The following is a 26,558-nucleotide window of genomic DNA, read 5'->3' as shown; positions in this document are numbered from 1 at the left end:
GCCGTCGCTTCACGATCGTTCAGCCTTTCGCAGATAGGGGCGGAAGAACATGTACAGCCCGCTCGCCAGCAGCAGCGCGAGCGGGGCCAACGGCGCATAAGTGATCGCCGGCGGTGTCGGGCCGAACGGCATCGCGGCGAAATTGGCGAGCACGGTCAGCGTGAAGAAGATCCCAAGCCAACGGTGCGTCTGGCGGATCCAATGGTGCAGGGTCATAACGGCCTCCGGTCAAGAGCAGCCAGGATGGGATGCGGCACATCGCGCGCGTCAGCGCGACTGGACCAGCTTCCAGCCGTTGCCGGAAGGATCGCGGAAGCTCGCATCGACCGAGCCGTAGCGCGCGATCGGTTCCTGGGTGAATTCGACCCCGCGCGCCTGCATCGCCGCATAGGCCGCCCGGCAATCGGCAACGACCAGCACGAGCGGTGGCATCGCGCCCTTGGCGACCGCCTTGAGCAATTCCTGCGCGGTCGCATCGTCGACCGTCGGCGGCTGCGGGCGGAACAGCCCGAGCTGAAAATCGGGCTGGTCGGGGTGCTGAACCGTCAGCCAGCGATAATCGCCGTTGCGCGCGTCGGTATGGACGCGAAAGCCGAGCCGATCGACGTAGAATTGCAGCGCCTCGTCCTGATCGTGGACGTAAATGCCAGCGACTTGAACACCTTGTGTCATGGAACCTCCGTTTCGGTCGCGGGGGTCGTATCGCCGTTCTCGCGCCGCCGCTTCTCCGAAACTGCCATTTTGAGGTCGGGCCGATGCGCCGCGCTGACGAAGCAATGCGGCACTTGCGCCAGATCGCCGGGCGCGGCCTTCGTCCGCTGGCGCAACGCGCCGGGGCTCTCGCCGGTGATATCGCGAAAAGTGCGGCCGAAGGTGCCCAGGCTGGTCCAGCCGGTCTGGAAGGCGATGTCGGTGATCGGCAGATCGGTATCGCGCAGCAGCGCCGCGGCGCGTTCGACGCGGCGGGCGAGCAGATAGCGGTGCGGCGGAATCCCGAAGGCGTCGCGGAACGATCGCGCGAAATGCGCCGGCGAGGTGCCGCTCACCTGCGCCAGTCGCACGACCGGCCATTCCTCGTGCGGGGCGGCGTCGATCCGGTCCTTCGCCCGCAGCAGGCGACGAAGCAGCTTGAGTTCGCGATCGACGGTATCGGGCTTGGATCGGGCGGAGCACATGACGCGGGCGGATGATGCCCGGCGTGCCGGTGGTCCGCAAGCGCGTCGCAAACGACAAAGTTTCTGCCGGGGCAAGGGTCGTTGCCCCGGCAGAAATGAGTTTGCCTCGCGGGTCGGTATTTCGGGATTATGCGGCGAAGGCGATCCTGGTGCGGCGGCGCCGCATCGTCCCGGCGACCGCGCCGAAACCGAGGATCATCAGCGCCCAGGTCGCGGGCTCGGGGACGTCGCCGACCGCGCCGGCGATCGCAAGCCGGACCTGACGAATATCCTGCAGCGAGGCATTGTCACCGAATGAAATCGAAATCCGGTCGAACGAACCGCCGCCGACGTTGAAGAAATTCGATCCGTTCGCACGCAGCGCGAGCGGACCGGTGGTGACGCCGTTGCTGTCGCCGCCGCTGAACGAGAATGACACGGTGCCGCCGGTCAGCGCGTTGAGATTGAACTCGAGCGCGTTGATCAGCCCGCCGGTGAAGCTGATGTCGAGCGGATCGGTGAGGCCGCCCGTCGCCGCCGCGACACGCTGGCCCTGGGTGGCGAGCGACTGGGCGGACGTGAATTCGACCGTGCCGGGCGCGTTGTTGAGCGTCCCGCTGACGGTCGACCCGGTCTGGCCGCCGGTCACCTGTACGTTCGAATGCGGCTGGGGGGCACATCCGCCACCGCTGCAAACGGTCACCGCCGCCGATGCCGGCGCCGCTACGCCGATCGCGGCGAGCGCCGCTACGGAAAAAAGCAATTTACTCATCGAAAGTCTCCCTGCGATCCTAGAGAAGGCTCGGTTCTCGTTCGATGTCGCGGGGGTAGAGGGGGAAGATGGAGTCGGTCCACCGCCTATTCGATGGAATAACGCGAGGGCGCGATGGCCCGATTTTCGGGCTGATCTAGGATAAGTCGCCTTTTATCGTCAATAGTCGCGACATTATTCGGTATCGTGTCTACAGAAAATCCTGTAGCCGCGGGATATAGTCTGGAAGGATAACAGGGCTCGCGACGCAGCGCCGCCAGCAATAAGCCCCGTCGCTTTTCAGCGGCGGGGCTCCATGAAGGTTCTTTCGGCACCTTTCGGTGTGATCGACACCTTCAATCTGCGGATCTTTCGATCGAGCAGGTACAATCAACGGTCCTCATCGCCCAATGTTCCGCCCGCTGGTAAAAATAATTCGTCGCGCATTCGGCTCGTCCCGCCGACGGTGCCAGCATGCGACGAGCCGTGCGGAGCGCCGGTTCGCGGGCATGATCGCCGGAACAACGCAAATCGAGCGTTCGTTGAATCGTATGGCCCCAGGGGGCGTTGGAGGAGTTGATCATGCGTAACGTATTGATGATCCACGCCGCCACGCTGGCGGCGCTTTCGATGCTTTCGGCCAGCCCGGCGGCTGCCGAAGGCAAGGGTGATCGTGCGAAAGCGGCCGTCGCGGAGGCGCAAGGCAAGATTGACGCGCTCAATGCGATGGATGCACGCGGCGAGGTGCCGCGGATGAGCGCGGACGCGATGGCCGCGCTGCGGTCCGCGCAGGACCAGTTGCGCGCCGGCCACAAGGATGCGGCGATCGAGGCGGCGCATAGCGCGTCGCATATCGCCGATACCGCGATCGGCGTGGCGCAGCGCGAGCGGCGCGAGAGCAATGCCGCGGCGCAGGCGGATGCCGCGATGGCCGCGCAGGCGCAGGTCGCCGGCGCGCGCGATCAGGCCGCGGTCGCGCAGGATCAGGCGGCCGATGCACAGCAACGCGCCGATGCCGCCAATGCGCGCGCGGCGAGCGCCGAACAGGCGGCTTCTGCGGCGGCGGCCGATGCGGCGGCAGCGCGCGCCTCGGCGCAGCAGCCGGCGACATCGGTAACGACCGAGACGACGCGCACCGCAGCGGTCGCGCCGCGGGTCGTCCACCGGACGGTTCATCGCACCGTGCATCGCGCCCGCCCGGCGGTCGTCACCGAAAAGACCACGACGACGATCAACCGCTGATCGCGACGAGGCGGCGGCCGGCCTGAGGGCCAGGCAGGGCCGCCGTCCCGTCCGAACGAACGACGCAGCCAGGCACGGTGATGCCTGGCTGCGTTCATTCAATCGTTCCGGCCTCGCCGCCGAGAAAGCGCTGGAGCCGCGGCGCGACATGATCGAGGAACACCCGCACGCGTTGCGGCATATGCATCCCGCCGAGGAAGACCGCGTGAACCTCTTCCTGATCGGGCTCGATCACCCCGGCGAGCACCTCGACCAGCCGGCCGGCGGCGAGATCGGCGCGGACGTGATAATCCCCCATGCGGGCCAGCCCGACCCCGGCCAGCGCCATCCGCCGCACCGTCTCGCCGTTATTGGCGAGCAGCGCGCCCTTCACCGCGCGATCGACGATCCGCCCGCTCACGCTGACCGGCCATACCGGCGCGGCGCGGCGAAAGTTGAACCCGAGGCAATTGTGCTGCGCGAGATCGTCGACCGTGCGCGGCACGCCGTAGCGTTCGAGATAGGCGGGCGCAGCGACGATCTTGCGATAGGCGGTGCCCAGCCGCTGCGCGATCATCCCCGAATCCGGCAGCGGCCCGACGCGGAAGGCGATGTCGGTACGATCGAGATAGAGATCGACGATCTCGTCCGACAGCGACAGATCGACGACGATATTGGGATATTCACGCCAGAAACCCGGCAGCAAGGGTTCGAGCCCGAGCGTTCCCAACGCGACCGAGATATTGACCCGCACCGTCCCGCCGGTCGTCGCGGCGCCGTGCGACAATTCGCGTTCGACCTCGTCGAGTTCGTGGAGCAAAGCCTGGCTGCGTTCGTAATAGACCTGCCCTTCGGCGGTGAGCGACAGCCGGCGGGTCGAGCGTTCGACCAGCCGCACGCCCAGCCGCGCCTCGATCCGCGAGACCAATTTGCTGACGGTCGAAGGGGTCATGCGCAACAGCCGCGCGGCTTCGGAGAAACTGCCCGCTTCCACCACGCGCAGGAACACCTGCATTTCGCCTGCACGGTTGTCCATCGCCGTTCGCCTGTGATTTCGGTTCACAGATGAAGCGACGATCGGTGCGATTATCAAGCGCCTTCGGGGGAATTATTTCACCGGCAAGATCTGGATAGTGCCAAGGAGTTTTACGATGCAGACGGTTTCCGCTCACGGCGCGGCGATCCCCGCGCTCGGTTTCGGGGTGTTCCGCATGTCGGACGAAGAGGTTGCGCGCGTCATCCCCGCGGCGCTGGAGGCGGGGTTCCGCCATTTCGATACCGCGCAAATCTACGACAATGAAGCCGCGCTCGGCACCGCGCTCGCCGCTGCCGGGGCGCGGCGCGACGAGCTGTTCCTCACCACCAAAGTGTGGGTCGACAATTACAGCGCGGATCGTTTCGCCGCCTCGGTCGACGAAAGCCTCGACAAGCTACGGGTCGATCGCGTCGATCTGCTGCTGCTCCACTGGCCGGGCAACAAGGTGCCGATCGCGGCGCAGATCGAGCTGCTCGATGCGGTGCAGGCCGCGGGCAAAACGCGCTTCGTCGGCGTCAGCAACCAGAATATCGCGCAGCTCCACGAATCTATCGCGCGCTCCACCGCGCCGATCGTCACCGATCAGGTCGAGCTCCACCCCTATCTGCCGCAACATGCGCTCGCCGCTGCCGCCAAGGCGCAGGGCGTCGCGCTGACGGCTTATTACGGCATGGCCGACGGCGCGGTGCCGCAGGATGCGGTGCTGCACGCGATCGGCAGCAAATATGGCAAGACCGCCGCGCAGGTCGGGCTGCGCTGGCTGATCGAGCAGGGCCATATCGCTTTGTCCAAGACCGCCAACCCGGCGCGCGTGAAGGAGAATATCGCGATCTTCGATTTCGCGCTCGATGCCAAGGACATGGCGCTGATCGCCGGGCTTGCGCGTCCCGACGGCCGGATCGTCAACCCGAGCGGCCTCGCGCCGGCGTGGGACGTCTGAGGGAGCGGCGGTCGTGAACGTCGACGTCCAACCTATCGCCTCGTCGATCAACGTCAGCGCGTTCAACTTCCGCAACGCGACCGAGACCGCCCAGCGGCCTGCGGTGTGCGGCGCCTAGCGATAATCCTCGGGATTGGGCGTCGGCGCGTTGCACGCCGCGGTCTTGCCCTGCTTGCAGGCGATCACCTGCAGCCGCCAGTCGGCCATCGCATCGGCATAGGCACGCTCCTGCCGCGCATAGCGTATCCGGTCGCGCACCACTTCGCGGTGATGCGCGATCATCGCCTGGCGATAGGCGGCGAGATCGGCCTGATATTGCGCCGAATCCGCTTCGTGCACCGCGGATTGCGCGGCGGCGCCGGCGAGCGCCGCGCGATTGGCGGCCTGGACCGCCGGGCGGCTCTGCGCGTCGATCGCTTCGGTGCGCGGGCTGTCCTTGTCATAGCCGCGATCATAGGGAAGCGGGGTATGCGGGGCGTTGGGGTCCTGTGACTGGGTGTCCTGCGCGATAACCGGCGCAGCGCCGGCGAGCATCGCCCCGGCGATCAGCATCGGAAGGATACGCATCGGATGCCTCCTTGCATCTTGATGCGATTCACCCGCTTGTGCGTGCGCCGGGTTCCTCTTTTTGGCGGATAAAGCGCCCCGCCAGCCCGCAGCGCGCCGCGCCCGGCGCATCGATCCGGATCGCCCCCGTCGCGCAGGCGAAAGCGTCGAGCCGTTCGAGCTGCCGCGTCTCGCCGCCGTGCGACAAGGTCAGCGGCCCCAGCGCGACGACGACGAGCGTATCGCCCGCGCTTTCGAGCATCTCGTCGCCCGACAGCCCGCGCATCTCCGCCGCATAATCGCCGCGCCGGACCATTGCGTTGAGGTCCATCACCGCGCCGCCAAGCGGGGTGCCGACCACCGGCGCCTCGCCCGCGAAAGGGAGTGGTGCCGATCGCGCGTCGAGCGTGACCGGCGCGGCGCCGTCGATCGTCAGCGCCAGTTCGCCCGAGATCACCGCAAGCGTGCGATCGATCCCCGCGAAATGCGAAAACGGCCCGGCGGTTGCCACTTCGGCGATGCTGAGCCGCCACAGGAAGGACGTGAAATCGGCGCCGGGCGGAAAGGCGACCACCTCCGCGGTGCTGCCGCCGCCGTTCTTCCACGGCGTCGCCGCGCGTTGCGCGGCGGGCAGGAACTGGGCTTCGATCATCAAGGCAACCTTTTCGGAACGGGATCGTCCTATCCCATTTGAGGTGATGCCATGATCCGCAAGCTCAAATCGGGCGAATACCGGCTCTATTCGCGAAAGCTGGACGAGAAAACCGGCAAACGCCGCAACCTCGGCACGTTCGACACCCGCGCCGCGGCGGAAAAGCACGAGCGCGAGGTGCAATATTTCAAACGTCATTGAGGAGGGTGGGCAGGTAGCGCCCACCACTCGGTCACCCCGGCGCAAGGCCGGGGTGACGTCGTTGCTAGTTCTTCGAGGCCGTCTGCACCTTCGGCGCATCCTCCCAGCCGCCGCCGAGCGCCTTGAACAGGTCGATCTGCGCATCGGCAATCTGCGCGTCGATCAGCGCCAGTGCCGCCTGGGTCTCGGCCGCGGTGCGTTCGGCGTCGAGCAAGGCGAGGCTGTCGATCTGTCCTTCGCGCTGCTGCGCGCGGGTGATGCGTGCCGCGACCTCTGCCTCGTCGCGCGCGGCCTGCAGCGCGGTGCGGCGGTCGAGCGCATGCGCATAGGTCGAGAGCGCGGTCTCGGTTTCGCGCAGCGAGGTCAGCACCGTGCCGTCGAACGTCGCGAGCGCGGCTTGCGTATCCGCCTCCGCCCCGGCGACCCGCGCGCGGGCGCGCTCATGCCCGGTCAGCGACCAGCTGATCAGCGGCCCGAGCAGCCAGCGTAGCGGCGCCGCGCCGAACAGATCGGCGATATTCGGACCCGTAGAGCCGATCGACGCGCCGAGCTGGATGCGCGGATAGAGATCGGCGGTCGCGACCCCGATCCGTGCGGTGGCGGCGGCGAGCCGGCGCTCGGCGGCGCGCACGTCGGGACGCCGCGCGAGCAATTGCGCGCCGTCGCCGACCGGGATCGGGGTTGAGAGCCGCAAGGTCGCGGTGCGCATCCCCGCCGCCGGGGGAAGATCGGCGGGCGCGCGGCCGGTGAGGGTGGCGAGGCGGAACAGCGCCGCATCGCGCTCGGCGGCGATCGCCGGCACCTCGGCCTGGCGCTGGTTGCGCAGCGCCGCGATCCGCGCGGTATCGAGCCGGGTGGTCAGCCCCACCTCGGCGCGGCGCCCGGTCACCCTGAGCGAGCGATCGAGCAATGCGACGATGCGATTGGCGACGTCGAGCCGCTCAGCCGCGCTCGCCGCATCGGCATAGGCGCGCGCGGTCTCCGCGGCGACCGAGACGCGCACCGCATCGGCATCGAAGCGCGCGGCATCCACGTCGCCGCGCGCCGCCTCGACCCCGCGGCTCACCCGGCCGAACAGATCGACCTCATAGGACAGGCTCGCGCCGGTATCGATCGACCAATCCTCGCGCTGCGCGCCCGGCGCGCGTTGGGTGGCGGGAAGCCGGCCATAGGTCGCCCCCGCGCTCACCCCGACATTGGGCAGCCGATCGGTCTTTACCTCTCGTAGCGACGCGCGCGCCCTGGCAAGCCGCGCGACTGCGATGCGCACGTCGGTATTGGCGCTGAGCGCGTCGGCGATCAGGCCGTCGAGCACCGGATCGTCATAGAGCCGCCACCATTTCCCCGCGACCGGGGCATTGGCGTCGATCGCGGGCGAATGCGCGGCGACGAACCCGCCGGCCGCCGCCGATTCGACCGGCGGCTTGTAATCGGGGCCGGTGGCGCAGGCGGCGAGGGTCAGCGCCGAAGCGGCGGCGAGTAATGTGCGAAGCATGATTTGCTCCTTTCTTATTCGGCCGGCTGCTGCGCGGCGTCGAAGGCCGACGGGCGCGGACGATGCCGCCCCAGCCGGTCGCCGAGCGCGCGGCTGACGACATAGAAGGTGGGGGTGAAGATCAGCCCGAAGCCGGTGACCCCGATCATCCCGAAGAACACCGCGGTGCCGAGCGCCTGACGCAGCTCCCAGCCGGGGCCGGAGGCGATCACCAGCGGCAGCACGCCGAGGATGAACGCGAAACTGGTCATCAGGATCGGCCGGAGCCGCGCCCGCGCCGCCTCGATCGCCGCGTGGAGCGCGGTCGCCCCGCGATCCTCGGCCTGTTTGGCGAATTCGACGATCAGGATCGCATTCTTCGCGGCGAGCGCGATGAGCACGATAAGGCCGATCTGCGTCAGGATATTATTGTCCATTCCGCGGACGTTGACCCCCGCCATCGCGGCGAGGAGCGTCATCGGCACGATCAGGATGATCGCCAGCGGCAGGATCAGGCTTTCGAACTGCGCCGCGAGCACGAGGAACACGAACACCACCGACAGCGCGAAGATCAGCGCGGCGATATTGCCCGCGGCCTTCTGCTGATAGGCGATCCCGGTCCATTCGGTTGCGAAGCCGCCCGGCAGCGTGCTCGCGATCTTCTCGATCGTCGAGATCGCCTGCCCGGTCGAATGGCCCGGCGAGGTCTCCCCGTCGATCTCGACCGCGGGGAACAGGTTATAGCGGGTCACGCGATACGGGCCGGTGCGATCGGAGAAGGTCGCGACCGCGCCGATCGGTACCATCTCGCCGGTGTTCGAGCGCGTCTTGAGCTGCGCGATGTCGCTCGGATCGCTGCGCGCATCGGCCTCGGCCTGCGCGGTGACGCGGAAAGTGCGCCCGAGCAGGTTGAAGTCGTTGACGTAGGACGAGCCGAGATAAACCTGCAGCGCCTCGAACACTCGCGACGGCGGCACGCCGAGCATATCGGCCTTGGCGCGATCGATATCGGCATACACGCGCGGGGTCGCGGTATTGTAGAGCGTGAAGACGTTGGCGAGATCCTTCTGCTTCTGCGCGTCGCCGATCAACTGCCCGGCGGCCTGCTCCAGCGCCTGATAACCCGCGGCGCTGCGATCCTGGACGATCACGCGATAGCCGCCGCCGTTGCCGATGCCCTGGATGACGGGCGGCGGGATCACGAACACCAAGGCCTCGTCGATATCGGCGACCGCCTTGCGCATGTCGTTCTCGATCGCCTGTTCGGTCCGCCCGGTGCGCGAACGCTCCTCGAACGGCTTGAAGGTGATATAGGCCGCGCCGGCATTCGATGCCTGCGTTCCCGATGCGCCGTCGAACCCGGCGAACATCACCGCCGCCTGCGTGCCGGGCACTTCGAGCAACTTCTTGACCATCTTCTTGAGCGTGGCGTCGGTCCGCGCGAGCGAGCTGCCCGGGGGCAATTGGATCGCGGCGAGCGCATAGCCCTGGTCCTGCGCCGGCACGAACCCGGCGGGGGTCGCCCAGAAGATCGCGCCGGTGGCGACGATCAGCGCGGCATAGGTCGCGAGCGCCTTTTTCGGTGCGCCCGCGATCGCCGCGGTGATGCGGCCATACCATTCGCTCAGCCGGTCGAACCCGCGGTTGAAGCGCTCGCCCGCCAGATAGAGCGGCCGGCGCCACCCCGACGCAGGGGCTTCCGCCGCACGCGGGCGGAGCAGCCGAGCGGCGAGCGCGGGCGACAGAGTGAGCGACATCAGCAGCGAGATCACCGTCGCGGTGGCGATCGTCACCGCGAACTGGCGATAGAATTCACCGGTGATCCCGGTGAGGAAGGTGGTCGGCACGAACACCGCGCACAACACCAGCACGATCGCGACCAGCGCGGCGGACACTTCGTCCATCGAGCGGTGCGCCGCTTCCTTGGGGCTGAGACCGTGTTCGAGGTTGCGCTCGACATTCTCGACCACGACGATCGCGTCGTCGACGACGATGCCGATCGCGAGCACCAGCCCGAACATCGACAAGGCGTTGAGCGAATAACCGAGCGCCGCGAGCACCGCGAAGGTGCCGATCAGCGAGACGGGGATCGCGATCACCGGAATGATCGCCGCGCGCCAGCTCTGCAGGAAGACGAGGATGACGATCACGACGAGCACGATCGCTTCGAGCAGTGTCTCCTGCACCGCGTGCATCGATTCGCTGATGAACTCGGTCGGGTTCCAGATGATCCGATATTCGAGCCCCTTGGGGAAGCTCTTCGCGGCATCCTTGAGCTGCGCCTTGATCCCCTCCGCGGCGGCGAGCGCGTTGGTGCCCGGCCGCTGGGTGATCCCCATGATGATCGAATCCTGCCCCGAGAGATAGGCGTTGACGCCATAATCCTCGGCGCCGAGCTCGACGCGGGCGACGTCGCGCAGGCGGGTGATCGCCCCGGACTTGTCGGTGCGGATGATGATATTGGCGAATTCGTCGGCGGTCTTGAAGCGGCCCTGCGTCTCGACGTTGAGCTGCTGCGCGGCGCCGGTGTTGAACGGCGGCTGGCCCACGGTGCCCGCGGCGACCTGCACATTCTGCTGGCGCAGCGCATCGACGATCTCGCCGGCGGTGAGCCCGAGCCCGGCGGCGCGGCCGGGATCGATCCACACCCGCATCGCGAAATCGCGCGCGCCGAACACCTGGACATCACCGATCCCGTCGACTCGGGTCAGCCGGTCCTTGAGCTGGGTCAGCGCGTAATTGGAGACATAGCTGCGGCTCAGCGAATTGTCCGGCGACAGTACGTTGACCGCCATCAGCCACGACGGCGATGTCTTGCGGACGACGACGCCCTGACGGCGCACCTCTTCCGGCAGGCTCGGCTCGGCGAGCGCGACGCGGTTCTGCACCAGCACCTGCGCGGTATCGAGGTTGGTGCCGAGCTTGAAGGTGACGGTGATCGTCAGCCGACCGTCGCCGGTCGATTGCGACGACTGGTAGAGCATGTTGTCGACGCCGTTGATCTGCTGTTCGATCGGTGCGGCGACAGTATCCGCGACGGTCTCCGCCGAGGCGCCGGGGTAATTGGCGCTGACGGTGACGGTCGGCGGGACGACATCGGGATATTGCGACACGGCCAGCCCGAAATAGGCGAAGGCGCCGACGATCGTGATGATGATCGCGATCACGCCCGCGAAGATCGGGCGGTTGATGAAGAAATGGCTGAAACGCATGGTTCTGTGCCTTGTTCGGGCAAGCCCGCCCCGTTCGCCCCCGGCATGGGTGCCGGGAGCGGGGGGAGTCGCGAGGGGGCGCGACGGTTGCCCTGATGTTATTGCGCGGCGAAGGTCGCTTGCGAGGCGGCCGGCTTGTCGATCTCCGGCACCGCAGTGGCGGGCGCGGCATCGGGCCTGATCACCGTCGGGCGGACATTGACTTTGGCACCGGCCCTGGCGAATTGCAGGCCCTGCACGATCACGCGGTCGGTCGGGGCGATCCCCCCGCGGACGGTGCGGAGCCCGGCGACCAGCGGACCGGCCTCGATCTGTCGTTCGACGACCACGCCGTCCTTGCCGACCACCATCACCACCTTGCGCGCCTGATCGGTGCGCACCGCGGCATCGGGGATCAGCAGCGCACGTGTCGTGCCGCCGTCGGTCAGCCGCATGTTGCCGAACATGCCGGGGGCGAGGAAGTAATCGGGATTGGCGATCACCGCGCGGCCGCGGATCGTTCCCGAATGCGCGTTGAGGCCGTTGTCGGTGAAATCGACGTGGCCCTTCCACTTATAGGCCGTCTCGTCCTGCAGCTTGATCTCGACCTGCTGCGGCTGGCCCTGGTTCGCCTGCCGGTCGCGCTTGCCCTTGAGGTACAGGGCTTCCGAGCTGTCGAAGGTGAAATAGATCGGGTCGAGCGCGTTGATCGAGGTGAGCAACGTGCCGCCGCCGTCGGCCGCCGAGACGATATTGCCCGGATCGACCTTGCGATCGGAAATCCGCCCGGTGATCGGCGCGCGGACCTGGGTGAACTCGACATCGAGCGCGCGGCTGTGGACCCGCGCCTGCGCTGCGGCGAGCGCGGCCTTCGCCGCGCGGACCCGTGCGGTGAGCCGATCGATGTCGCTCTTCGACACCGCATCGTCGGCGAGCAGGCGGTTGGCGCGGCCGAGATCGGCCTCCGCCAGCGCCAGATCGCTGGCCGCCGACGCGACCCCCGCGCGCGCCTCGGCGAGCGACGCGGTGAACGGGCGCGGATCGATCGTGAAGAGCAACTGGCCCTTCTGGACGATCGCGCCATCGGTGAAATGGATCGCGGTGACCGCGCCCGAGACGCGCGGGCGCACCTCGACGCTGCGGCTCGGTTCGAACCGACCGACATAATCGTCCCATTCGTTGACCTCGCGGGCCAGCGGGGTGGCGACGGTCACGGTGGGGGTGGGCAGCGCCGCGGCGGCAGGGGTCTCGCGATTGAGATAGCCGACGCCCGCGCCGATGATGACGACGGGCAGCGCGGCGAGGCTCAGCTTTTGCCACAGCGGGCGGCCACCGACGCGAAGCGGGGTGGCGCGGCGGATATCGTCCGCCGAGATCGGGGTGAATTTGGTCATGTTACTGATGCTTTCGATTGCGACGAGCGCGGGCCTGGGCGACGCTGATACTGTCGACGAGCAGCTCGTAATGATCATTGGAGAAACCGGCGGCGAGGAAATCGCGGACGTCCTCGCCCGGCACGGTGTAGCCGAAATGCCAGCTCAGCACGGCCATCCGGCGCAGCGCTTCGAGCCGGGGGTCGGCGAGCCGCGGCTTGGGGCGCGGCTCGCCGAACAGGGTGCCGAGCGCGACCGCGATGCGGCCCGGCTCGCGCAGCGAGGCCAGCCCGTCGCGTTCGGCGATCGCCACCACCGACCATTCCAGCGCGGAAAAGGCGGGGGTGGGGGCCGCCGCCGGCGGCGCAGCGCGATACAGGCCGACCGTCGTGCCGAGGGCATCGGGGGTTTCGGCGAAAGCGACATAGGCCATGATCTGTCTCCCTTGTGCTGATGACGGCGGCCGAGCGCCGTCGCTCACCGCGCGGGCGGCGCGGCGGCGGTTTCTGGCGATGGCGAACGGGCGCGAACGCCCCCACTCGGCGGACAAATGCCCGCCGGCTTGTTCTATTATGAATTATATGGGTAGCTGCAGGCGCTTAGCGCTCCGCGCCAACCCCCTCTTTATGATTTCGGCGACACATGATGCTTCCCCTTCGCTGGGAGAGAGGGCTCCCCTGAAGGAGAGTCTTCCATCTTCTATACCATGCAGTATAGAAATCGGGCCGGGGGTCGTCAACCGCTTTCTGTACCGACCGATAAAATTAATTCTGTCAGGCCGATAGCTTCACTTGGACGGCCATAGCGCAAGCCCCGTCTCGATCATCCGCTCAAGCTCGGCGCGCGTCGCGCCGGCGCCCGCCTGCACCGCCATGCCCTGATTGATCGCGAGCAACAGGCTGGTGAGCCCTTCGATATCGGTATCGGCGGGAAGATCGCCTTCGGCCTTGGCGCGTTCCATCCGTTCGACCAGCGCGCGCTTGGCGACCTTGCCGCGCTCGAGCACCTCGAGCCTGATGCATTCGGCATCCTGCCCGCACGCGACCGAGCTGATCACGCCGAGGCAGCCGTGCGGTTCGCAGCTGCTGCATTGATTGGCGAGGCTGCCGCGCAGCAGATGTTCGGCGACCTTGCGCGCGGTCGGCTCGGCGAGCGACTTGCCGATATAATCGAGCTTCTCGGCCTCATAGAGATCGAGCGCCTTGCGGAACAACGCCTCCTTGTTGCCGAAGGCGGCGTAAAGGCTGGGGCGGGTGATCCCCATCGCCTCGGTCAGATCGCTGAGCGACGCGCCTTCATAACCCTTGCTCCAGAAGACCCGGAGCGCAGCAGCCAAGGCCTCGTCGACGCAAAATTCGCGCGGACGGCCTTTGGGCGGAGCGGCAAGCGTTTCCATAACGACCGGTACGTAATGCTTGGGGCCGCAGGAGTCCAGTGGTTGCGCGCGATATGCGGCGGTTATGTTGCAGAAAGTTTACAAGCATCCGCCCGTCGCCGCGGAGGCGATCCGGACCTCAATCGCTAGGCCGCTGATCGGCAAGCCATTTTCCGAGTCGTGTGGCGGCTTCGTCGAGCATTTCGTCGGGCTTGGCGAAGCACAAGCGGATCAGCCCTGCCGGGGCCGGGTTCATATAGAAAGACGAAAGCGGGATGCTCGCGACCCCGGCTTCGTGCAACATGCGGCGCGCGAGGGTCGTATCGTCGCCGTTCACCCCCGACGCCGCGAGATTGACGGTCAGGAAATAGGTCCCCTGGCTCGGCAACACGGTGAACCCCGCCGCCGCCAGCCGGGTGGCGAGATGGTCGCGCGAGCGTTCGAGCGCCGCGCGCGCGTCGCTGAAGAAGGCGTCGTTGAGGCCGAGGCCGTGCGCGACCGCGATCTGCAGATTGGGCGGGGTAGTGAAGGTAAGGAACTGATGCGCGCGCGAAATCGGCTGGAGCAGCCGCGGGCCGGCGACGACGAACCCCACTTTCCACCCGGTGAGGCCGAAAATCTTGCCCGCCGACCCGATCTTGACCGCGCGGTCGGCCATCCCGGGAAGTGCGATCATCGGCACGTGCGCCGCGTCGTCGAACACCACCGCCTCCCACACCTCGTCCGAGATCACCACCAGATCGTGCGCGACGCACAATGCGGCGAGCGCGGCGAGCTCATCGCGCGCGAAGACGCGCCCGGTGGGGTTGTTGGGGTTGTTGAGCACGATCGCGCGGGTGCGCGGGCCGATCGCCGCGGCGAGCTCGTCGATCGGCAGCCGCCATTCGGGCGGGCGCAGGGTCACCGCGCGCGCCACGCCCCCGGCGCGCTCGACCAGCGGGCGATAGGCATCGTACATCGGCTCGATCAGGATAACCTCGTCGCCGGGGGAGATCACCGCGAGCAGCGAGGCGGCGATCGCCTCGGTCGCGCCCGAGGTGACGAGCACGTCGCTGGCCGCGATGTCGAGCGACTGGAACCGCCGGTAATAATCCGCCACCGCCGCGCGCAGCACGGGCATCCCGGCGGACGGAGGATATTGGTTCGGCCCCGCCAGCACCGCCTCCGCCGCCGCGCGCAGCAATTCCTCCGGCCCGATGCTGTCTGGAAAACCCTGGCCGAGATTGATCGCCCCGGTCTCGCGCGCCAGCCCCGACATCTCCTCGAAAATGGTCGTCGCCATCGCGGCATAGACAGGGTTCACGCGGTTGGTCCTCATTGGGGAGGTTGGTGCTTATCGGCCTATTGCGTTTCGCCCAAGGTGATTTCCGATTCCGTGCTTTCCCCGTCATGCCGGGCTCGACCTGGCATTCAGAACCGCAAAGAGCGGTCGCCTATGGCTCTGGATGCCGGATCAAGTCCGGCATGACGAAAAATGATCAGGCGCAGCTCATCGATGACGCGCTGCGCTCCAGAAACGCGATCAGCCCGCGCTCGACCCGGCTCAGCCAGCGCGTCTTGCGCGGCATCCGCACCGTCTTGCGAAATGCCGCCTGCCCGTTGCGGGTCAGCTCGATCAGCGCGGGGTGGACATAGGATTTGCGGGCGATCGCGGGGGTATTGCCCAGTTGCTGCGTCACCGGTTCGAGCATCGCCCTGAGGCTCAGATCGCGGTCGGCGGTGGCCAGCGCCTCGAACGCGACGACGCTCGCCGCCCAGGTGCGGAAATGCTTGGCGGTGAAATCCTCGCCGGTCGCGGCGCGGATATAATCGTTGACGTCGGTCGAGGTGACGGGGTGCGCATCGCCCGCATCGTCGAGCCACGCGAACAGATGCTGGTCGTCGAGATCGTGGCACGCGCGGACGAATCGCGCCAGCGCGCGATCGGTCAGCGCGCATTCGCGCTCGACCCCGCCCTTGCCGCGGAAGCGCAGCCGGACGGTTGCGCCCGAGGTGCGCGCGTGGCGCTTGCGCAAGGTGGTCGCGCCGAAGCTGCGATTGGCCTTGGCATAAGCCTCGTTGCCGACGCGGATATGCGTCTGGTCGAGCAGCCGCACCACCGCCCCCACCGCGCGCTCGCGGGTCATCGAGCGTTTCGCAAGATCCGTGGCGACGCGCTTCCGGATCAGCGGCAGCGCGGCGCCGAATTCGGCGCAGCGATCGTATTTGGCGATCTCCTGCGCGGCGCGGAAATCGGGGTGGTAACGATATTGCTTGCGGCCCTTCGCATCCCAGCCGACCGCCTGGATATGTCCGCCGGGGTGCGGGCAGAACCAGGCGCGCGTATAGGCGGGGGGCAACGCGATCGCATTGAGCCGGTCGATCTCGTCGCGATCGGTGATGCGCTGGCCGTCGGCGTCCCAATAGCCCCAGTGCCGGCCGACCTTTCGCCGGGTGATCCCGGGTGCAGCGTCATCGCTGAAGACGATTTTTCGCGCAGTCATCGCGGCGGCCCAATGCGCGGGGCCCGGCGCGGGTTCCGGCTTAGCGCGGCCGACGCCGGCTTGTCGGGGCTTCGTCGCGGCGCAGCGTCAGGACCTCGACCCCGGTTCGCGTGACCGCGACGGTATGTTCGAATTGCGCGGAAAGCTTGCCGTCGTCGGTCACCACCGTCCAGCCGTCATCCTCGGTCGAAACCTTGCGCGTCCCCTGGTTGACCATCGGCTCGATCGTGAAGACCATCCCCTCGCGCAGTTCGGTGCCGGTGCCGGGGCGACCGAAATTGAGCACCTGCGGCTCCTCGTGCATCTCGCGGCCGATGCCGTGGCCGCAATAATCGCGGACGATCGAATAGTCGTTCTTCTTGGCGTGGCGCTCGATCGCGGCGCCGATATCGCCCAGCCGCGCGCCGGGGCGGACCTGCGCGATCCCCTTCCACATCGCCTCCTGCGCGATCTGCACCAGCCGTCGCGCCGCGGGCGGGGCATTGCCGACGATATAGGTCTTGCTCGAATCCGCGATGAAGCCGTTCTTCTCGAGCGTGATGTCGAGGTTGATGATATCGCCGTCGCGGATGATCTGCCGCGCGTCGGGCACGCCGTGGCAGACGACGTTGTTGATCGAGCAGTTCAGCACATATTCGAAGCCATATTGCCCCTTGCTCGCCGGCCGCGCGCCGAGATCGTCGGTGATGAAGCGATCGACCAGATCGTTGACCGCCAGCGTCGACATGCCCGCGAACTGCTGCCGGTCGAGCATCTCGAACACCGAGGCGAGCAATTTGCCCGATATGCGCATCAGCGCCAGCTCGTCGGCGGTCTTGATCATGTCAGGCGGCCGCCGCCCGGGTCAGCCGCACATCGGCCGCGGCGAATTGCATCTCGACGATCCGGTTGAACGACAGCGTGGGATTGGCTTCGGCCAGCATGCCGATCTTCATCCAGAATTCGGCCTGGGCGTTGATCGATCGGCACATCACGGTGCTGGCGCGCCGCGCTTCCTCGTGCAGTTCGTCGTCGATTTTCACGATGCCCATCGGGACTCCTTCAGGGGATATGATTGATATACGTAACGTATATGATTCGTATGCTCACCCGTCAATCGGATGCGCGCATCTGGACGGGCGGCGCGCGGACCGGCTAAGCCTGCGCAAACACCCGGGAGAGACGATCTATGCGTGCGCTTGTTTTTGCTCCGATTGCACTGGCGCTGCTGCCCGCCGCGACGATCGCGCGCGATCCTGCGCCGTCGCCCGCGCTGCTCGCGGCGGTGAAGGCGCCGAGCCGCACGCCCGCCAATGTCGCGCGCGATCGCTATCGCCACCCGGCCGAAACGCTGGCGTTCTTCGGGGTGAAGCCGACCGATACCGTGGTCGAGATCTGGCCGTCGGGCGGCTGGTATACCGAGGTGCTCGCGCCTTATGTGCTCAAGCAAGGCGTGCTTTACGCCGCCGCCGCGAGCGACAAGGGGCTTGCCGGGGTGCGCTCGCTCGCCGCGGCGCATCCGGCGGCCTATAAGGGGCTGCGCCACGCGATCTTCCCCGCCGTCGACGGGCAGCCGCGCGTACCGGACGGCAGCGCCGATGTCGTCCTCACCTTCCGCAACGTCCACAATTGGCGGTTCGGCGCGACCGATCAGACCCAGGCGGCGTTCGACCAGATGTTCGCGATGCTCAAGCCGGGCGGGGTGCTCGGAGTCGAGGAGCACCGTCTGCCCGAGGATCAGACGGGGGTCGAAGAGGGCAAGAGCGGCTATATGAAGCAATCCTCGGTGGTCGCTTATGCCACCAAGGCGGGCTTCAAGCTGGTCGGCGAAAGCAAGGTCAACGCCAATCCGAAGGACACGCACGATTATCCGGGCGGGGTCTGGACCCTGCCGCCGACCTATGCCGAAAAGGACAAGGATCGCGCGCGCTATGCGGCGATCGGCGAGAGCGATCGCATGACGCTCAAATTCGTCAAACCGCGCTGAGGCGATGCGCCCGGATCCGGCCGGATCCGGGCGGCCCCTTGAGTAAAGCGTTAACCATTCCGCCGTATCGCGCAGGTGCGGGCTCGGGCGATGGCCGGCGCGCGGGGGACGACGACGATGGCGAAACGATTTCCGGCATTGGGTTCAGACCAGCACCCGTTCCAGAAACCGTTGCTGCTCTACGGCGTGCTGTGCTTCGTCCTCGGGCTGGCCATGTACCTGACCGGCGTGTTGCTGGTCTTCCCGCGCTACCTGCTCAACCTGCACAAGCTGCTCGATCCCGTGGCCGAGGCGCTGGTCTGGTATAGCGGCGTCCCGATCATGATCGGCATCACGCTGTCGCTGTTCGATCTGCTGTACATGCACAAGCACAAGAAGCCGAACGTGCCGGTTCGCTTCACGCCGGTGCAGCGCCGGCGCGTCACCGTCGCCTTGACGGCGTATAATGACGAGGAAAGCATCGCCGGCGCGGTTGAGGATTTCCTGCTCCATCCGCTGGTCGAGCGCGTTATCGTGGTCAGCAACAACAGCAGCGACCGGACGTTCGAGCGCGCCGAGGCGGCGGGCGCGATCACCTTCAACGAAACCGCGCCCGGCTACGGCCGCTGCGTGTTCCGCTGCCTGAGCGAGGCGGTGCGGTTCGAGGATACCGAATTCGTCGTTTTGTGCGAAGGCGATAGCACGTTCCGCGCCTATGATATCGAGAAGCTGCTCGCTTATGCCCCGCACGCCGATATCGTCAACGGCACGCGGACGGTCGAGCCGCTGCGCCAATATCTGACCCAGCTCAGCGTCTTCATGTATTACGGCAATATCTTCGTCGGCAAGCTGCTCGAGGCGAAGCATCTCGGGCGCGGCACGATCACCGATATGGGGACGACCTATAAATTGTGTCGCCGCGACGCGCTGATCCGGTTGCTGCCGCATCTCAACCCCGCGGTGAATCTGGAGTTCAACGCGCATCTGCTCGATACCGCTCTGTATCAGGATCTCGTGCTGCTCGAATGCCCGATCACCTTCCATCCGCGGATCGGATTCAGCAAGGGCGGCAATGTCGACAATTGGCGCGGGCTGGTGGTCGGCTGGCGGATGATCGTCGGATTGGTGTCGGATTGGAAACGCTACGCATGAGCGGCGACTATCACGGCTCGCGCCTCGCGCTCGACGCGCGCCGCGGCGGTGTCTGGGCGGCGTTGTGGCGGTATTTCTTTCGCCGGCGCATCGCCGCCGACGCCTGCGTGCTCGATCTCGGCGCGGGCTATGGCGATTTCATCAACAATGTCGTCGCGCGCCGGCGCATCGCGGTCGATCAATGGCCCGGCATCGCCGATCATGTCGACACCGGCGTGGAGGCGATCGTCGGCCCGGTCAGCGATCTGCGCGCGATCGCCGACGGTGCGGTCGATTTCGCCTTCGCCTCCAATCTGTTCGAACATCTTCCGCAGGACGTGTTCGTCGCGACGCTGGCGGAAATCGCGCGCACGCTCGCCCCCGGCGGGACGCTGACGATCCTCCAGCCCAATTATCGCTACGCCTATCGCGAATATTTCGACGATTACACGCATGTTGCGGTCTATTCGCACATCAGCCTCGCCGATCTGCTGCGCGCGCACGGCTGGGAGATCGTCGAGGTCCGGCCGCGCTTTCTGCCGCTGACGGTCAAGTCGCGGCTGCCGACCTGGCCCATTCTCGTCGCGGCCTATCTCCGATCGCCGATCAAGCCGATGGGCAAGCAGATGCTGGTCGTCGCAAGGCCGGCGGCATGAACGCGGCGTCCGACGGCGCCGCCGCGCCGGTGGCGCAGCGCGGCGCGGGCGGCTTCGGCCTCGTCCTGAGGGGCGGGCTGGTGCTCGTCGCCCTCCTGCTGCTGGTCGATACGGGCAGATGGCTGGCGATGGCGTGGTCCGCGCTGCATTATGCCTATGATCTCGATTATGGCGAGGGCATCGTCTGGCAACAGATGCGGAATATCGTCGCGGGCACGGGCTATGGCCCGCTCGGCACCTATCCCGCGATCGTCTATCATTACCCGCCGGTCTATCATCTGACGACGGCCGCAATGGCCGGGTTGTTCGGGCTGGACCAGCTGATCGCCGGCCGTCTGGTGTCGCTGCTGTCGACCGTCGCGTCGATGGCGCTCATCGCGCTGCTGATACGATCGGCCATTTCCAGGAGCGAGACCCGCTTCGCCCGCGCCGCGGCGGCGGCGATCGGCGCATTGTCCCTCCCGGCCTTCCCGGCGATCATCACATGGTCGATGGTGATGCGCGTCGACATGCTGGGCTGCGCGCTGACGCTGGCCGGGCTGGCGCTGAGCGTCCGTGCGATCACCCGGCCGGCGCTGGTGCCCGCCGCCGCGCTAGTTTTCGTGCTGGCGATCTATACCAAGCAGACCAATATCGCCGCGCCGCTCGCGGCGCTGGTCGGGCTATGGTTCGTCCGGCCGAAATCGGCCTTTGTGCTGCTCGGCTGCTGCGCCGCGCTGGGGCTGAGCGCGCTGGCGATGCTCGTCGTGGCGAGCGACGGCGGGTTCCTGCGTCATATCCTCCTGTACAATATCAACCGGCTCGATCTGTCGCAGTGGCGGTGGCTGGTCGGCGCGCTGCTGTTGCAGGCGCTGCTGCTGGCGATCGCCGCGGTCGCGATGGTCCACGCCTGGCGGCGCCTGACCGACGCGCAGGCGGAGACGCTCCGCGCCCGGGTGGCGCAGGACGACAGCCTCGCCGCATTGCTGATGCTGATGCTGTTCGCGGCGGTGAACGCCGCGCTGCTGCCGCTGACGCTGAAATCGGGCGCGAGCGACAATTATCTGATCATCTGGTCATGCGGGATCGCGATATTCGTGGGGCTGGGAGCGTTGCCGATCGTGCGCGCTGCGGAGCGCGGCGTCGCGCCGCCGTCGCCGCTGCTGCTCGCCTTGCTGGTCCTCGCGCCGTTGATGGCCACTTATGTCCCGTCGCCGCGCGACATCGATCCGGGCGAGAAGCAACGCCTGGCGGCGGTGGTCGCCCGGATTGCGGCTTCGCCCCGGCCGGTGATCAGCGACGATATGGTGCTGCTGATCCGCGCCGGACGTCCGGTGGAATATGAGCCGGCCATCGCGGCCGAACTTGCGCACGGCAACCTCTATGACGAGGCGGGATTCGCCCGGATGGTGCGGCGCGGCGATTTCGGCTTCTTCCTGACGCGCGGTGATCGCGGTTCGGCCCTCTACGACACGCGCTACAACCGCCGCGTCGCCGATGCGATCGACGCCGCTTATCCGCGCAAGGAAATGGTCGGCAATCTCGTCGTGCACCTGCCGGCGCGGTGACGCGCCGCTCGCGCCCAAATAAACCGCGCGCGATTGTCACAAACAGCGGCGCCCGCTCGTCATGTCGCCGGAACCCTCAACGGAGCCGGGCGATGAACCTTCTGCATGTCGACTCAAGTATCCTCGGACCGGCCTCGGTGAGCCGCCAGCTTTCCGAAGCGATCGTCGCCGCGGAGCGTGCGGCTTTTCCCGGTCTCGAGGTCGTCCGTCTCGATCTTGCGGCCGATCCGATCGGCCATCTCACCGGCGCGCATGTCGCCTTATGGCAGGGCGGGATTGCCGAAAGCGCCACGCTTGCCGAAGATGCGGCGGTAGGCGATGCCGCGCTCGATGCGTTTCTCGCCGCCGATATCGTCGTAATCGGCGCGCCGATGTATAACTTCGGCATCCCGAGCCAGCTCAAGGCGTGGATCGACCGGCTGGCGGTGGTGGGCCGGACCTTTCGCTTTACCGAACACGGCCCGCAAGGATTGGCGGGGGGCAAGCGCATCATCGTCGCCTCGTCGCGCGGCGGGATCTACACCGGCGCTTCCGCGCTCGCGCCATTCGATCACCAGGAGCATTACCTCCGCGCGATCTTCAACCTTTTCGGCATCACCGACGTGCGTTTCGTCCGCGCCGAGGGGCTCGCGACCGGCGAGGAACCGCGCCGCCGTGCGCTCGCCGCGGCCTATGCCGAGATCGCCGGACCGCGCCAGAAGCGTTTCGCCGCGATCAGCTCGTCATAAGCATGTTCCGCATGCCGCAGCAGCTTGGCGCGGCGCTTCCGATGCAGGTGCCGTTTGCCGGGATCGATGCCGACGCGTTCCAGCACCCGCCGTTCGAGGTCGAGATCGTTGAGCTCGCCCAGACAATCCTGCAGCGCGGACACCGCGTCGCGGAACGCCGCCTGCCGCCGCGCGGCCTTTGGCGAGGGAAAGAGCATGGCGAAGAATTCGGACGCGTAGCGCAGCTTCTTTGCGGTGATCCGCACCTTGTGGCGCTTCTTCGACCCGAGCTCGGCCAGCCTCTTCCCGCGCCGCTTGAGCCGCTTGCGCAGCGCATCGAGCGCGTCGGCGGCGAACGGCACGATCGTCTCCGCGAGAAGCGCGGGGTCTTGCGGCCGGGTTCGCCAGGCGCCGACGGTGAGCCACTCGACGACCTGGATCATCGCCAGCCGCGCGCGCGCTGACGCGAGATCGGCCTGCAGTGCCGCGAGCGCCTGCTCGCGCGCCGCGCGCAGCCGTTCGCCGAGATCGGGATCGGCGCGCGGGATCAAGGCGTCGAGATTGCGCACCTCGCCGAGCCGCGCGGTCAGCCAGCGCAGCTCGGTATCGAGCGACGCGGCCTGCGGATCGCCAGCGAACAGCGGCCGGTGCAGCCACAAGGCGGTGCGCAGCCGCCGCAAAGCGACGCGCGCCTGATGCACCGGCTCGGCCTCGCCTGCCGCCAGCACCAACGGTTCGTTGAGCCGGAACTGGCGCAGGCAGGCATGCGCGATTGCTGGAAACGCCGCCGCGACCGTCGCACCGCGATCGAGCGCGACCGGCTCGGCACGCGCCGGAGAGCCGGCGGTCTGATCGAGCAGTCGATAGCCGCGCTCGGCCTTGGAGATCACCGCGATGCGGACCGGAAGGCGATCCGCGATGCGATGCGCAAGGTCGAACAGCAGCCCGGGCGGTCCGCGCCGCAGCTCCAGCTCGATCTCGCACAGCGGCGCGACGCTGCCGCCGGCGCGGATCGCGCCTTCGTCGACCGCCCATTCGATCTCGCCGCCGTCGCGATCGATCAGCCCGTGGGTGCGGTGGAAATCGCTGACGATCTGCGGTGTCAGCCGATCGACCCCGATCGCGCGCAGCGCAGGGCCGAACGGGCCGCTCGTCGCGTCGAGCACCGGCCGGTCGCCCGTCACCGCGCGCGACCATTCGGTGCGGGTGAACAGCCCGGTGGCCTTGTCCTTCGCGGCCTTGATCGTCTGAACCCGCGCCTCGCCCTGTTGCCGGATCCGCAGCGCGCAGCCCGCGTTGCGCACGTCGCCGCCGGGGGTGTCGAAATAGGTGGTGACGAGATGGTCGGTCGCGCCGCCCGCGCCGAACAGGTCGATCAGATCGAGCCGGCTGCGATCGCCGGGATCGAGCTCCAGCTTGAGCTCCACTTCAAGCGTACCGGTCATCGACGCCTCCTGGGGATCGACCGAACAATCGATCCCATAGAATAAAATAACGATCGATGCGCGCCCGAAATGACGCGGGGCCACTTGAGCCGCGCGACGGGCGGGCATATCCCCGCGTGCATGATCGAGACCCTGGTTGTCCGCCCGATCCTGGCCAGCGACTATCCGCGCTGGCTGCCGCTATGGGACGGGTATAACGCCTTTTACGGTCGATCGGGCGCGACCGCGCTGGCAGCCGACATCACGGCGACGACCTGGGGCCGGTTCTTCGACGCTTATGAGCCGGTGCATGCGCTGGTCGCCGAACAGGGCGGCGCGCTGCTCGGCCTCACGCATTATCTGTTCCACCGCAGCACCACCGCGATCGCGCCGAGCATCTACCTTCAGGATCTTTTCACCGCCCGAGACGCGCGCGGGAAGGGGGTCGGCCGCGCACTAATCGAGGCGGTGTACGATCGCGCGCGCGCCGCGGGCGTTGCACGCGTCTATTGGCAGACCGACGAAACCAATGCGACCGCGCGGCGGCTCTACGATCAGGTCGCCGAAAAGACCGGTTCCGTCGTATATCGACATATGATTGAATGAAGCCGGGCGGAACCGAAACCGCCGCCTGATTATTCTCTTTGCAACACCATCTAGTTAGCATCGAAGTCCGTCGGCAGCCGGCTGATCCCGCACGGGCGAGTGATGTGTTCGGGCAATTGAGCGGATCAGCCGCTGCCGAGAGAGATCGACATGTCGAAATTTGCCAGCCCAACCTTGCGCGATGCGGTGCCGCCGCAGGATATCGCCGCGCGCTATATCGGCGTGCGCGGGCTCAGCGAGGCGTTGGCGGCGCCGCTTTCCGATGCCGATGCCACGGTCCAGTCGATGGACGATGCCTCGCCCGCTAAATGGCATCTGGCGCATACGACATGGTTTTTCGAAACCTTCATCCTGCGCGATTTCGTTGCCGGCTATCGCCTCCACGACGAACGCTTCCCCTTCCTGTTCAACAGCTATTACGAGGCGGAGGGCGCGCGGCATCGGCGCGGCAGCCGCGGGCTGCTGACTCGGCCGTATCTCGACGAGATCCTCGCCTATCGCGCGGCGGTCGATCGCGCGATGTTGCGCGCGATCCCCGATCTGCCCGATGCGGCGCGCGGGCTGGTCGTGCTGGGCTGCAACCATGAGGAGCAGCATCAGGAATTGCTGCTGACCGACGTGCTGCACCTGTTCGCGCACAATCCGCTCGAGCCGGCGATGTGGCCCGGCGGGCGCAAGGTGCCGGTCGCGATGCCCGGCCCGATCGGCTGGATCCGGCACCCCGGCGGGATCGTCTCGATCGGGCACGACGGGGATGAATTCGCATTCGATTGCGAAGGGCCGGCGCATCGCGTGTTGCTTGAGCCCTTCGCGATCGCCGATCGCACCGTCACCAACGGCGAATGGTCGGCGTTCATCGCCGACGGCGGCTATCGCGAGCCGCGCCACTGGCTGTCCGACGGCTGGGCGTGGGTACAGCGCGAGAAGATCGATGCGCCGCTCTATTGGGAGCAGCGCGACGGCGTGTGGACGCGGTTCGGGCTCGACGGGCGGCGGCCGATCGACCCGGCGGCGCCCGTCACCCACATCAGTTTCTACGAGGCCGACGCTTATGCGACCTGGGCCGGCGCGCGGCTGCCGACCGAGGAGGAATGGGAAGCGGCGGCCCGGGCCTATTCGCCGCAGCAGGGCAACCTGCTCGATCTCGCCGGCGCGGTCGAACCGCGCCCGTCGGCGCGCGGCCCGGCTTTCTTCGGCGATGTGTGGGAATGGACCGGCAGCGCCTATCGGCCCTATCCCGGTTTCACGCCCGCCGAAGGCGCGGTCGGCGAATATAACGGCAAGTTCATGAGCGGGCAGTTCGTCCTGCGCGGCGGATCGTGCGCCACCCCGCGCGGGCATGTGCGTGCGAGTTATCGCAACTTCTTCTATCCACACCAGCGCTGGCAGTTCACCGGGTTGCGGCTGGCGCGCGACGAGGTGCCCGAAGCACGCGGAACGACCGACGCCTTCCGCGCCGATGTGATCGAGGGGCTGACGCGCCGCCCACGCGCGATCCCGGCGCGCTGGTTCTACGATCGCCGCGGCTCCGAATTGTTCGAGGCGATTACCGAGCTTCCCGAATATTATCCCACCCGCACCGAAACCGCGCTGTTGAAGCGGATCGCGGGCGATCTTGCGGCGCAGGTCGGCGCGGGGCGCGCGGTGGTCGAATTCGGCTCGGGCTCGTCGACCAAGACCCCGATCCTGCTCGATGCGATCCGGCCTTCGGCCTATGTCCCGATCGACATTTCGGGGGATTTCATGCGTGCCTCGGTGCGCGATCTCGCCGCGCGTTTCCCGCGGCTGCCGATCATCCCGGTCGAGGCCGATTTCACCGCACCGGTCACGCTGCCGGCGGAAATCCGCGATCTGCCCAAGCTCGGCTTCTTCCCCGGCTCGACGATCGGCAACATGGGGGCTTTCTCCTCGACCGATATCCTGCGCGCGATGCGCGCCTCATTGGGCGAGGGCGCGATGCTGCTGATCGGGATGGACCGGATCAAGCAGGTCGAAACGCTCGAACGCGCCTATGACGATTCCGCCGGGGTGACGGCGGCGTTCAACCTCAACCTGCTCGAGCGGATCAACCGCGAGCTCGGCGGGACGATCCCGGTCGACGCATTCCGCCACCGCGCGGTGTGGAACCCCGAAGCCGCACGAATC

The 26,558-nt window shown here is 67.3% G+C and carries 27 protein-coding genes; 10 read left to right on the top strand and 17 right to left on the bottom strand.

What is annotated here, in order from left to right:
• Positions 1–9: 9 nt before the first annotated feature.
• The 4 genes from BGN95_RS22710 to BGN95_RS22695 form a co-directional block, all read right to left on the bottom strand.
• Positions 10–216, bottom strand: coding sequence for a hypothetical protein (locus BGN95_RS22710; RefSeq protein ID WP_286774094.1), 207 nt, complete (start codon positions 214–216; stop codon positions 10–12).
• A gap of 51 nt (positions 217–267) precedes the next feature.
• The gene (locus BGN95_RS22705) at positions 268–672 is read right to left on the bottom strand and encodes a VOC family protein (RefSeq protein WP_286774093.1); all 405 of its coding nucleotides are present in this window, start codon (positions 670–672) and stop codon (positions 268–270) included.
• Positions 669–1,175, bottom strand: a complete 507-nt coding sequence (locus tag BGN95_RS22700; protein ID WP_286774092.1) for a helix-turn-helix transcriptional regulator — start codon at positions 1,173–1,175, stop codon at positions 669–671. Before BGN95_RS22700 ends, BGN95_RS22705 begins: the two co-directional genes overlap by 4 nt.
• A 127-nt stretch (positions 1,176–1,302) precedes the next feature.
• Positions 1,303–1,926: a PEPxxWA-CTERM sorting domain-containing protein gene (locus BGN95_RS22695; protein ID WP_265311608.1), complete on the bottom strand. Its 624-nt coding sequence runs from the start codon at positions 1,924–1,926 to the stop codon at positions 1,303–1,305.
• A 561-nt stretch (positions 1,927–2,487) separates the two neighbouring features.
• On the opposite strand from BGN95_RS22695, the gene BGN95_RS22690 reads away from it, so the two are divergent.
• Positions 2,488–3,147: a hypothetical protein gene (locus tag BGN95_RS22690; protein WP_286774091.1), complete on the top strand. Its 660-nt coding sequence runs from the start codon at positions 2,488–2,490 to the stop codon at positions 3,145–3,147.
• Between the two features lie 94 nt (positions 3,148–3,241).
• On the opposite strand, the gene BGN95_RS22685 is transcribed toward BGN95_RS22690, so the two are convergent.
• A complete protein-coding gene (locus tag BGN95_RS22685) occupies positions 3,242–4,162 on the bottom strand; it encodes a LysR family transcriptional regulator (RefSeq protein WP_286774090.1) in 921 nt (306 codons plus the stop codon).
• Positions 4,163–4,277: 115 nt separating this feature from the next.
• On the opposite strand from BGN95_RS22685, the gene BGN95_RS22680 reads away from it, so the two are divergent.
• Positions 4,278–5,102: an aldo/keto reductase gene (locus tag BGN95_RS22680; RefSeq protein WP_286774089.1), complete on the top strand. Its 825-nt coding sequence runs from the start codon at positions 4,278–4,280 to the stop codon at positions 5,100–5,102.
• Positions 5,103–5,216: 114 nt separating this feature from the next.
• Here the strand turns inward: BGN95_RS22680 and BGN95_RS22675 are convergent, their stop codons facing one another.
• Positions 5,217–5,669: a hypothetical protein gene (locus BGN95_RS22675; RefSeq protein ID WP_265311604.1), complete on the bottom strand. Its 453-nt coding sequence runs from the start codon at positions 5,667–5,669 to the stop codon at positions 5,217–5,219.
• A 28-nt stretch (positions 5,670–5,697) separates the two neighbouring features.
• Positions 5,698–6,300: a HutD/Ves family protein gene (locus tag BGN95_RS22670; RefSeq protein ID WP_286774088.1), complete on the bottom strand. Its 603-nt coding sequence runs from the start codon at positions 6,298–6,300 to the stop codon at positions 5,698–5,700.
• Positions 6,301–6,351: 51 nt separating this feature from the next.
• On the opposite strand from BGN95_RS22670, the gene BGN95_RS22665 reads away from it, so the two are divergent.
• The gene (locus BGN95_RS22665; protein ID WP_179514493.1) at positions 6,352–6,501 is read left to right on the top strand and encodes a hypothetical protein; all 150 of its coding nucleotides are present in this window, start codon (positions 6,352–6,354) and stop codon (positions 6,499–6,501) included.
• 64 nt (positions 6,502–6,565) lie between these two features.
• Here BGN95_RS22665 and BGN95_RS22660 read toward each other — a convergent pair whose 3' ends face one another.
• The 9 genes from BGN95_RS22660 to BGN95_RS22620 form a co-directional block, all read right to left on the bottom strand.
• Positions 6,566–7,996: an efflux transporter outer membrane subunit gene (locus BGN95_RS22660; protein WP_286774087.1), complete on the bottom strand. Its 1,431-nt coding sequence runs from the start codon at positions 7,994–7,996 to the stop codon at positions 6,566–6,568.
• A gap of 14 nt (positions 7,997–8,010) precedes the next feature.
• Positions 8,011–11,187, bottom strand: coding sequence for an efflux RND transporter permease subunit (locus BGN95_RS22655; RefSeq protein WP_265311601.1), 3,177 nt, complete (start codon positions 11,185–11,187; stop codon positions 8,011–8,013).
• A gap of 98 nt (positions 11,188–11,285) precedes the next feature.
• A complete protein-coding gene (locus BGN95_RS22650) occupies positions 11,286–12,560 on the bottom strand; it encodes an efflux RND transporter periplasmic adaptor subunit (protein WP_286774086.1) in 1,275 nt (424 codons plus the stop codon).
• 1 nt (position 12,561) lies between these two features.
• Entirely contained in the window at positions 12,562–12,972 is a 411-nt protein-coding gene (locus BGN95_RS22645) for a hypothetical protein (protein WP_179514497.1), read from the bottom strand.
• Between the two features lie 354 nt (positions 12,973–13,326).
• Positions 13,327–13,935: a TetR/AcrR family transcriptional regulator gene (locus BGN95_RS22640; RefSeq protein ID WP_265267243.1), complete on the bottom strand. Its 609-nt coding sequence runs from the start codon at positions 13,933–13,935 to the stop codon at positions 13,327–13,329.
• Between the two features lie 118 nt (positions 13,936–14,053).
• Positions 14,054–15,217, bottom strand: a complete 1,164-nt coding sequence (locus BGN95_RS22635; protein WP_502688336.1) for an aminotransferase — start codon at positions 15,215–15,217, stop codon at positions 14,054–14,056.
• A 175-nt stretch (positions 15,218–15,392) separates the two neighbouring features.
• Complete coding sequence (locus BGN95_RS22630; RefSeq protein ID WP_286774084.1) at positions 15,393–16,397, bottom strand: DNA topoisomerase IB; 1,005 nt, start codon at positions 16,395–16,397, stop codon at positions 15,393–15,395.
• Between the two features lie 40 nt (positions 16,398–16,437).
• Positions 16,438–17,220, bottom strand: coding sequence for a type I methionyl aminopeptidase (gene map / locus BGN95_RS22625; RefSeq protein ID WP_286774083.1), 783 nt, complete (start codon positions 17,218–17,220; stop codon positions 16,438–16,440).
• Position 17,221: 1 nt separating this feature from the next.
• Positions 17,222–17,428, bottom strand: coding sequence for a ParD-like family protein (locus tag BGN95_RS22620; protein ID WP_179514502.1), 207 nt, complete (start codon positions 17,426–17,428; stop codon positions 17,222–17,224).
• Between the two features lie 137 nt (positions 17,429–17,565).
• Here BGN95_RS22620 and BGN95_RS22615 point away from each other — a divergent pair, with 137 nt between their 5' ends.
• The 5 genes from BGN95_RS22615 to BGN95_RS22595 all read left to right on the top strand — a co-directional run bounded on the left by BGN95_RS22615 (position 17,566) and on the right by BGN95_RS22595 (position 22,404).
• A complete protein-coding gene (locus BGN95_RS22615) occupies positions 17,566–18,363 on the top strand; it encodes a class I SAM-dependent methyltransferase (RefSeq protein WP_265311595.1) in 798 nt (265 codons plus the stop codon).
• Between the two features lie 90 nt (positions 18,364–18,453).
• Positions 18,454–19,494: a glycosyltransferase gene (locus tag BGN95_RS22610; protein WP_209547768.1), complete on the top strand. Its 1,041-nt coding sequence runs from the start codon at positions 18,454–18,456 to the stop codon at positions 19,492–19,494.
• Positions 19,491–20,129 carry a methyltransferase domain-containing protein gene (locus BGN95_RS22605; RefSeq protein ID WP_286774082.1) on the top strand — a complete coding sequence of 213 codons (639 nt, stop codon included), beginning with the start codon at positions 19,491–19,493 and terminating at the stop codon, positions 20,127–20,129. The genes BGN95_RS22610 and BGN95_RS22605 overlap by 4 nt, the downstream gene beginning before the upstream one ends.
• Positions 20,126–21,676: an ArnT family glycosyltransferase gene (locus tag BGN95_RS22600; protein ID WP_286774081.1), complete on the top strand. Its 1,551-nt coding sequence runs from the start codon at positions 20,126–20,128 to the stop codon at positions 21,674–21,676. Before BGN95_RS22605 ends, BGN95_RS22600 begins: the two co-directional genes overlap by 4 nt.
• Positions 21,677–21,768: 92 nt before the next feature.
• Positions 21,769–22,404, top strand: coding sequence for an FMN-dependent NADH-azoreductase (locus BGN95_RS22595; RefSeq protein ID WP_286774080.1), 636 nt, complete (start codon positions 21,769–21,771; stop codon positions 22,402–22,404).
• Here BGN95_RS22595 and BGN95_RS22590 read toward each other — a convergent pair.
• Entirely contained in the window at positions 22,347–23,828 is a 1,482-nt protein-coding gene (locus BGN95_RS22590) for a CYTH and CHAD domain-containing protein (RefSeq protein WP_286774079.1), read from the bottom strand. The two genes, BGN95_RS22595 and BGN95_RS22590, sit on opposite strands and share 58 nt — an antisense overlap.
• A gap of 84 nt (positions 23,829–23,912) precedes the next feature.
• Here BGN95_RS22590 and BGN95_RS22585 point away from each other — a divergent pair, with 84 nt between their 5' ends.
• Positions 23,913–24,413 (top strand): GNAT family N-acetyltransferase, encoded by a 501-nt coding sequence (locus tag BGN95_RS22585; RefSeq protein ID WP_286774078.1) that lies wholly within the window; start codon positions 23,913–23,915, stop codon positions 24,411–24,413.
• A 150-nt stretch (positions 24,414–24,563) separates the two neighbouring features.
• Positions 24,564–26,558: ergothioneine biosynthesis protein EgtB (gene egtB / locus BGN95_RS27280; RefSeq protein WP_502688335.1), on the top strand; the 1,995-nt coding region annotated here is incomplete at its 3' end.

Source organism: Sphingomonas sp. 66-10 (assembly GCF_001897045.1).
GTDB lineage: Bacteria > Pseudomonadota > Alphaproteobacteria > Sphingomonadales > Sphingomonadaceae > Sphingomonas > Sphingomonas lycopersici.
This window is presented reverse-complemented; position numbering and strand designations above follow the sequence as displayed.